Annotated in this window: 10 protein-coding genes; 5 read left to right on the forward strand and 5 right to left on the reverse strand. The window is 59.0% G+C overall.

Translation table 11 applies throughout. The annotated features are described in order from the left end of the window. Positions 1-464 precede the first annotated feature (464 nt). The gene (locus tag ACRXB1_RS25375) at positions 465-941 is read left to right on the forward strand and encodes a DUF3331 domain-containing protein (RefSeq protein ID WP_174364307.1); all 477 of its coding nucleotides are present in this window, start codon (positions 465-467) and stop codon (positions 939-941) included. Between the two features lie 503 nt (positions 942-1,444). Beyond that, positions 1,445-1,648, forward strand: coding sequence for a hypothetical protein (locus tag ACRXB1_RS25380; RefSeq protein WP_062002613.1), 204 nt, complete (start codon positions 1,445-1,447; stop codon positions 1,646-1,648). Positions 1,649-1,713: 65 nt separating this feature from the next. Here the strand turns inward: ACRXB1_RS25380 and ACRXB1_RS25385 are convergent, their stop codons facing one another. Genes ACRXB1_RS25385 through ACRXB1_RS25395 form a run of 3 tightly spaced genes read right to left on the reverse strand, consistent with a single transcriptional unit; the run spans position 1,714 to position 3,905 of the window. Next, the gene (locus tag ACRXB1_RS25385; protein WP_449493597.1) at positions 1,714-2,208 is read right to left on the reverse strand and encodes a cupin domain-containing protein; all 495 of its coding nucleotides are present in this window, start codon (positions 2,206-2,208) and stop codon (positions 1,714-1,716) included. 12 nt (positions 2,209-2,220) lie between these two features. Beyond that, positions 2,221-2,982, reverse strand: a complete 762-nt coding sequence (locus ACRXB1_RS25390) for an ABC transporter permease (RefSeq protein WP_449493598.1) — start codon at positions 2,980-2,982, stop codon at positions 2,221-2,223. Then, a complete protein-coding gene (locus tag ACRXB1_RS25395; protein WP_062172637.1) occupies positions 2,979-3,905 on the reverse strand; it encodes an ABC transporter ATP-binding protein in 927 nt (308 codons plus the stop codon). The genes ACRXB1_RS25390 and ACRXB1_RS25395 overlap by 4 nt, the downstream gene beginning before the upstream one ends. A gap of 116 nt (positions 3,906-4,021) precedes the next feature. On the opposite strand from ACRXB1_RS25395, the gene ACRXB1_RS25400 reads away from it, so the two are divergent. Together ACRXB1_RS25400 and panS are read left to right on the forward strand one after the other, a co-directional pair. Next, positions 4,022-4,444: a DUF1810 domain-containing protein gene (locus tag ACRXB1_RS25400; protein ID WP_062172350.1), complete on the forward strand. Its 423-nt coding sequence runs from the start codon at positions 4,022-4,024 to the stop codon at positions 4,442-4,444. 167 nt (positions 4,445-4,611) lie between these two features. Beyond that, positions 4,612-5,571 (forward strand): ketopantoate/pantoate/pantothenate transporter PanS, encoded by a 960-nt coding sequence (gene panS / locus ACRXB1_RS25405; protein ID WP_174364860.1) that lies wholly within the window; start codon positions 4,612-4,614, stop codon positions 5,569-5,571. 46 nt (positions 5,572-5,617) lie between these two features. Here the strand turns inward: panS and ACRXB1_RS25410 are convergent, their stop codons facing one another. After that, the gene (locus ACRXB1_RS25410) at positions 5,618-6,199 is read right to left on the reverse strand and encodes a hydrolase (protein WP_062172348.1); all 582 of its coding nucleotides are present in this window, start codon (positions 6,197-6,199) and stop codon (positions 5,618-5,620) included. 149 nt (positions 6,200-6,348) lie between these two features. Here ACRXB1_RS25410 and ACRXB1_RS25415 point away from each other — a divergent pair, with 149 nt between their 5' ends. Beyond that, entirely contained in the window at positions 6,349-6,621 is a 273-nt protein-coding gene (locus tag ACRXB1_RS25415; RefSeq protein WP_062172347.1) for a cupin domain-containing protein, read from the forward strand. Between the two features lie 63 nt (positions 6,622-6,684). Here ACRXB1_RS25415 and oxlT read toward each other — a convergent pair. Further along, positions 6,685-7,623, reverse strand: a 939-nt coding sequence (gene oxlT, locus ACRXB1_RS25420; protein ID WP_449493599.1) for an oxalate/formate MFS antiporter, incomplete at its 5' end; no start/stop codon positions are given.

Raw genomic sequence — 7,623 nt, forward strand, 5'->3', positions numbered from 1 at the left:
TGCCGTGGTCGTCGTGACCGGGACCGCCGGGACCGCCCGGAGCGCCTTGCGCAAATGCCGCTGATGCCACGCCCAGAGTCGAAATCAAAACTGCCGTAGCGATAAGACTTTTCTTCACGAGTACCTCGTTCAGTGTTGTAAGTAGGTAGCCAGTATGGCGTCCGCAAGACGCATTCCAAGGCTTTCTCGCAAAGTTTGACACCTTACATATTCCATACGTTTCGATCGGTGCAACGATGTCCGCATGCGAAATACGCGGCGAATTGATGGCCTATCGCAATAATTAAAAGTTTCAATCGTCTTCAATCATGTTGGCCGCGGCGGCGCAACATCGGGCAAAGCCTTATTGCATAAGCGTCGGTTGCGATTATTCGCGCTAACAAGACAGTGTATTCACCTGAATGGTATTTATCGGAACACGCCGATTGCGTAAGTTCGAGCGTGAACCATGCCAGGAACGAACCATGACAGCGTTAGCCAGAAGCGCGGACCCGTGGCAACAGACGGTCCGCTCGTTGACAGCGACCCACGCAAGCGCGGCAGAAACTGCCCCGCGGCAACGGGCCGTCCATCCTTTTTTAGAGCGGCTCACGCGAGCGTGGGAGCGCGATCACCCGCACGTTGCGGCGCCACCGGCGCAATCCGAACGGCCGTTTCCCGAAGCCGTGGTGCGTGTCATCGAACGGCCGAGCAGCGCCACTGCGATTGTTTATTGGTCGGATGCGGCAACTTGCCATTACGGTTATCAGGGTTGGCGCGTGACCACCGCGACGACCGACGGTGCGTGCGCCCTGACCGGCGAAGTCATTCATCGGGGCGACGCGGTTTACCGGCCGTCGCAACGGGATCCGAAACCGCAAAACGCATCGGCGATGATTCTTGCGGCTTCCATGCCACAGAATGAGAATTGCGACGCCGATCTGCAGGATCAGCACGCCTGAGCACGCCTGAGCAAGCCACCTAGCCACGAGAAATGCTACGGAAACGCTACCGCACAATGCGGACGCGCTTTCCGTAATATGAAACACGACGTTGCGCCGCTTTGATGTTGAGGCGGCGCTTTAAGTTCTCATGGCGAGGCAAATCTGCGTCGAGGCTTTCGCCCGCGTGGCATCGCGCTGCCGTGGATGCGTGTTCCGAAACCCGCGCAGATATTGTGTCTACCTCTTGCAACCGTCTCTTCGATCCGGCAATTTCCAAGCCAAATTCCGCGCTCGCTGCTGATATACCTCTCTTCGTTTCATAAGCCAGAAGTACGATTCCATCGCTGTGACAGCTATTACACTGTAGAGCCGCACTTTCATTGCTGGATGCGCAACGCGGTTCAGGCGAACGGCCCGACAGATTAATGACGCGCATCGGCAGGACCGCGCGTCGTAAATTTGTCATCGCAATTGCGTAGGATCGCAGTCTCCCGCCGCTCCATCACTGCAAGGAGTTCATCGTGAAGAGTTTTCAAGCGCAGCGCGCCGTAGCTCGTGACACCATCCGGTCAGCAGACACAGCGTATGAGTCGCAAGTGCTACGCGAACCGAAAGAGGCACGCGCACAGACGGATCAGGACGTCTACGCCGATTCACTCGATATCCCGCTCAATCACGGCGGCATGATGGATGCCGTTCGCGATGCGGTGAGAGCGAATCTATAGGAATAACGGCCACGAGAAAGCGGCGCCTCTATCAGAAGAGCGCCGCTTTTTTTCGCCTGGCTTTTTCAGGCCCGTGGTCCCAACCGGGCGATCACATCCGCGTGCTGCGGATGCGCTTTCTTCAATACCGCGATGTCGGCGAGTTCGAATTCGCTGAATTCAAAACCCGGAGCGACCGTGCAGCCGACCAGCGCGAAGGTCGCCGGATCGCATAACTCCGCGGCAAACCATTGCCCTGTCGGGACAACCGCCTGGAATACGGCGTCAGCATGCGTCAATGCGTTGCCGAGTCGATGCGTATGCAAGTGGCCGGCGGTATCGATTACGTGGATGTTGATCGGTTCGCCCGCGTAGAAATGCCAGACCTCGTTAGACCTGATCCGGTGCCACGCCGAATGCGCGCCGTCGCACAGCATGTAGTAGATCGCGGTGGACGCCGAGCGTCCATCTTGCGGCGAGGTCTGCCGAAAGACCTTGTCGGCACCACGATAAGTCTCGCGGAAAAAGCCTCCTTCGGGATGCGGCTGAAGCCCGAATTTTTCAATCAGCACATCGCGCATATTCCGCACCCTTTACGATTTCAGCTTGTAGCCGGTCTTGAAGATCCACGCGACCACGCCGATGAACACCGCAAGGAACACCAGCGTCATGACGAGGCTGATTTCCACGCTGACATCGGCGATACCGTAAAAGCTCCAGCGAAAACCGCTGATCAGGTACACCACTGGATTGAACAGCGCTACGGCTTTCCAGAACGGCGGCAGGATATCGATGGAATAGAAACTTCCGCCGAGGAACGTGAGCGGCGTGATGATCAGCAGCGGGATCACCTGCAACTTCTCGAACCCGTCCGCCCAGATGCCGATGATGAATCCCAGCAAGCTGAACGTAATCGCCGTCAGCAACAGGAACACGATCATCGTGAACGGATGATCCACATGCAACGGCACGAAGAGGCGCGCGGTCGCGAGAATGATCAGGCCGAGGATGATCGACTTGGTCGCGGCCGCACCCACATAACTCAGCACGATCTCCAGATACGAAATCGGCGCGGACAATAGTTCGTAGATCGTACCGGTGAATTTTGGAAAGTAGATGCCGAACGACGCATTGGAGACGCTTTGCGTCAAAAGCGAAAGCATCACGAGACCCGGCACGATGAACGCCCCATAACTCACGCCGTTCACTTCGGGAATGCGCGAGCCGATCGCCGCGCCGAACACCACAAAATACAGCGACGTGGAGATTACTGGCGAGATGATGCTGCCCATGATGGTGCGCCACGTGCGCGCCATTTCGAACTTGTAGATGGCCCGGATTGCATGAATATTCATTTCTTCTCTCCGACCAGGCTCACGAAAATGTCTTCCAGCGAGCTCTGCGTCGTCTGCAGGTCTTTGAACTGGACGCCGTTATCGGCAAGATCCTTCAGCAATGTAATGATGCGGCCCGGTTCGTCCTGCGCGTCGTAGGTGTACGTCAGTTCGCAACCATCCGCGGAGAGCGCCAGCCGGTATCCGCTCAGACCTGCGGGAACCTGCGTGATTGCATCTTCCAGTTGCAGCGCGAGTTTTTTCTGGCCAAGCTTGCGCATCAGTTCGGCTTTCTCCTCGATCAGAATGATCTCGCCGCGATTGATCACACCGATACGATCCGCCATTTCCTCGGCTTCATCGATGTAATGCGTCGTCAGGATGATCGTCACGCCGCTCGCCTTCAGGCCGCGCACGAGGTTCCACATGTCGCGGCGCAGTTCCACATCCACGCCGGCAGTCGGCTCGTCGAGGAACAGGATTTCCGGTTCGTGCGACAAAGCCTTTGCAATCAGCACGCGGCGTTTCATGCCGCCCGAGAGCGTGACAAGCTTGTTGTCCTTCTTCTCCCAGAGCGACAACGAGCGCAGCACTTTCTCGATATGCGCCGGGTTTGGCGGTTTGCCGAACAAGCCGCGGCTGAATGAAACGGTGGCCCAGACGGATTCGAACGCGTCCGTGGTCAGTTCCTGTGGCACGAGCCCGATCATCGCGCGGGCGGCGCGGTAGTCGGAGATAATGCCGTGACCGTTCACGCGTACCGTGCCTTCTGTAGGATTCACGATCCCGCACACAATGCTGATCAGCGTGGTCTTGCCTGCGCCGTTCGGCCCGAGTAGCGCGAAGATCTCCCCGCGACGGATATCGAGCGAGACATTTTTCAGCGCCGTGAAGCCGGACGCATAGCTCTTCGACAGATTCGAAATTTCGATGATGTTTTGCATGGCCGCCAAGATAGCAGAAAGCGGCATATCGTTCGCAAACGGGCAGGATTGCCTTTTCTGCAGGCATGGCGGGAACATCACTTGCAGCATTTTCCGGCAACGATCTGGAGGCGGTAATGAGCGACTCGTTTAATCTGCAACGTTTTGTCGATGCCCAGAATCCGTTGTTCGAAACGGTGACTTCGGAACTCGAAACCGGCAAGAAACGCACGCACTGGATGTGGTTCGTGTTTCCGCAAATCCAGGGGCTGGGACATAGTGACATGGCGCGACGCTACGCCATATCTTCAGTGGATGAGGCACGCGCATACCTCGATCATCCTGTGCTTGGAGAGCGTCTGCGGGTGTTGACGCAAATCGTCAACGCGCTCGAGGGACGCTCGGTGGAACAGATTTTCGGCTACCCGGACGACCTCAAATTCCATTCGTCGATGACCCTGTTCGCCCACGCCGCCACGGACAAGACGCCGTTCGAACTCGCACTCAACACGTATTTTGGCGGCGAACCGGATGCGGGCACCGTGGCGCGGCTAAAGTAACCTGGGCGGGAGTTTTAAGGCAAACCGCTACAATCCGGTTCGGCGTTTTGTCCGCGGCCGGCGGATCTCATAAGGATTCGTTGTGCGGTGCGCCCCTGGCCGCTTTTATCGATGGCATGGTCAGCCTGTTTTCCCGCCCCCTTTAAATCAGCCAGGATCGTATCAGCATGCTTTCACGCGTCACCCGCCTGTTTCCCGTCTGGGCCGTACTCATCTCGGTCGTCGCCTATTTCTCGCCAGCCTCGTTCACGGGCATCGCGCCCCACGTCACCACGCTGCTCACCATCATCATGTTCGCGATGGGCGTCACGCTCTCCTTCGCCGACTTCCGGCGCGTGTTCACGCGGCCGGCGCCGGTGATTGCGGGAATCGGGCTGCACTATCTGGTGATGCCGCTCGCCGCGTGGGGAATCGCCAAGGCGTTGCGCATGCCGCCCGACCTGACGGCCGGCATGGTGCTGGTCGGAAGCGTCGCGAGCGGCACCGCGTCCAACGTGATGATCTACCTGGCGCGCGGCGATGTTGCACTGTCCGTCACCATCAGTGCGTTATCGACGCTCGTCGGCGTGTTCGCCACGCCCTTGCTCACGCGGCTGTACGTGGATGCATCGATTGCAGTCGATGTCCACGGCATGCTGATGAGCATCGTCCAGATCGTCGCGCTGCCGATCGTTGCCGGGTTGTTCATCAACCACTTTTTCAACAAGCTCGTGCGCGCGGTCGAACCGGCGTTGCCGATCATTTCGATGATCGCCATCCTGCTCATCATTTCCGCCGTGGTCGCGGGAACACAGAAGAGCATTGCGTCTGTGGGCCTGCTGGTGATGTTCGGGGTGATTTTGCATAACGGCATCGGCCTGCTTGGCGGCTATTGGGGCGGCCGCCTGCTCGGCTTCGACGAAGCCGTGTGCCGCACGCTGGCAATTGAAGTCGGGATGCAGAACTCGGGACTCGCAGCGACGCTCGGCAAGTTGTATTTCACGCCGATAGCAGCGCTCCCGGGCGCATTGTTTTCGGTGTGGCACAACTTGTCCGGTTCGTTGCTGGCCGGCTATTGGGCCGGACGGCCGGCGAAGGGATCGACGCAGGAGATGGAAGCAGCGAAGGAGTCGCGGCTCGAGGTTTGAAATCCCGAACGGTCCGGCACAACACGTGTATCGGACCGTTCCTGTCTTAACCTTCCTGCAGCGCCTTCACCACATCCGCAGTCGCCCTCACCCGCCCCATGCGCGGGAAGATGTTCCCGACTACGAACGCATGGGCCTCGGCGCTCAGCGACGTCATCGCGTCTTCCGCAAACACGAGTTCATAGCCGCGATCGAATGCGCCGCGCGCCGTCGATTCCACGCCGAAATTCGTGGCAATGCCGCTCATGATCACTGTCCGGATGCCCTTGCGGCGCAATTGCTGCTCCAGATCCGTGCCATAAAACGCGCCCCACTGGCGCTTGGTCACGACTACATCCCCGCTCTGAATCCCAAGTTCCGCCGATAACTCCGACGCGCTCGCGGGCGGCGGGGGCGAGCCCTTAGGAGGCGCAGTGGGTGCATCGGCGGAAAGGTGCAGGATCGCCGTCAGGTCGACGCGAACCCAGACGACCAGGCCGCCTTTCGCACGCACCGCGTTGGCGAGTTGCACGCTGTTTGCTACGACATCGGCGGCGGCATGCGGGCCGAGCGGACGCGCCAGAATGCCGTGTTGCAAATCGATGGCCACCAGCGCGGTGCGTTCAGGATTGAGATCGAGACTAGACATGACGGCTCCAATTGAAAGCGTGCGCAGGACAATGCGCGTGAAAATGTGAGGACAGTCTCATATTTTACGCGTTTTCCCGTTTGGCCGCAGAACATGCGTTTCAACTTATATTAGTGACTGGTGTGGCCTCGAATCCCAAAGGAACGATCATGGAACGCGACGATTTCATCGAAATGCTTGCGCGCGAGGGTTTTCAGACAACCGTGCTGGTCGAACGGGAAGCCGGCGCTTCCCTGGACAACCATACGCATGCGTTCGAAGCGAAGGCGCTGATCCTGGAAGGTGAGCTGACGCTGGACGTCGCGGGAAAACAAACGCGCTATCAGATCGGCGATGTGTTTCATCTCATGACGAATGAAGCGCACAGCGAACGATATGGCCCCGAGGGCGTGTCTTATCTGGTCGGCCGGAAACAGGCTTGACCTGAAACGACCGATGGCCGGCTATATGGCCGGCCATCGGGCATTTTGCAACTCAACGCTGCATCACTCCTTCACCACCGACGCAAACGGCATGTCCATCGGCGCCGCTGCATGCTTCTGCTTGTGCGCTTGCCGCATCGGCTTGAGCACGAACAGAGCCAGTAGCGCAGACAGCGCCGCCATGCCGGACGCCAGCATGAACACCGCGTGCCAGCTTCCCGTGGCCGCCGTGATCACGCTGCTGAACGGCACCAGCAACGCGGCCGTTCCCTTCGCCGTATAAAGCAGACCGGCATTGGTCGCGGCAAACTTCGGACCGAAGGTGTCGCCGCATGTGGCCGGAAACAGGCTGTAGATCTCACCCCACGCAAAGAACACGATCCCGGTCAGTATCACAAAGGCAACGGGACTTTGCCCGTACTTCGACAACGCCAGGATTCCGACTGCTTCGATGGCGAACGCCATGAACATGGTGTTCTCTCGCCCGATCCTGTCGGAAATCCATCCGAAGAACGGCCGCGTCAAACCATTGAGCACCCGGTCGATGGTCAGCGCGAATGTGAGCGCAGGCAAGGTCAGCCCGAGAATCGAAACGGGCGAGTCGTGCAAGCCGAAGTCCTTCGCGATCGGACCCAGTTGCGCAGTCGCCATCAATCCGCCGGCCGCCATCATCACGAACATGAGGTACATCACCCAGAAGATCGGCGAACTCATTACCTGCCTGGGGGTGGCGTTGTAGACGGCAGTCTTCAACGCGCTCTTGGCGTTTGCCAGCAAGCTCGCCGGCGGTGCGAACAGCGCCATGCCGAGGAAGAACACGACCAGTCCCTGACCCAGGCCGAACCACAGGAAGGTCGCTTCATAGCCGCTGTTCTTGATCATGTGCGCAATAGGCACGACCGTCGCGGCCGACCCGGCGCCGAAACCCGCCGCGGTGATACCCGCTGCCAGCCCTCGACGATCCGGAAACCACTTGAGCGCGTTGCCCACGCACGTGCCGTA

It is taken from the genome of Caballeronia sp. M23-90, from assembly GCF_053574605.1.

Bases quoted from the DNA above. Each gene is read 5' to 3' on its own strand.
- ACRXB1_RS25375 (WP_174364307.1), top strand. From the start codon at position 465: ATGACAGCGTTAGCCAGAAGCGCGGACCCGTGGCAACAGACGGTCCGC.
- ACRXB1_RS25385 (WP_449493597.1), bottom strand. From the start codon at position 2,208: ATGCGCGATGTGCTGATTGAAAAATTCGGGCTTCAGCCGCATCCCGAA.
- ACRXB1_RS25390 (WP_449493598.1), bottom strand. From the start codon at position 2,982: ATGAATATTCATGCAATCCGGGCCATCTACAAGTTCGAAATGGCGCGC.
- ACRXB1_RS25395 (WP_062172637.1), bottom strand. From the start codon at position 3,905: ATGCAAAACATCATCGAAATTTCGAATCTGTCGAAGAGCTATGCGTCC.
- ACRXB1_RS25400 (WP_062172350.1), top strand. From the start codon at position 4,022: ATGAGCGACTCGTTTAATCTGCAACGTTTTGTCGATGCCCAGAATCCG.
- panS (WP_174364860.1), top strand. From the start codon at position 4,612: ATGCTTTCACGCGTCACCCGCCTGTTTCCCGTCTGGGCCGTACTCATC.
- ACRXB1_RS25410 (WP_062172348.1), bottom strand. From the start codon at position 6,199: ATGTCTAGTCTCGATCTCAATCCTGAACGCACCGCGCTGGTGGCCATC.
- ACRXB1_RS25415 (WP_062172347.1), top strand. From the start codon at position 6,349: ATGGAACGCGACGATTTCATCGAAATGCTTGCGCGCGAGGGTTTTCAG.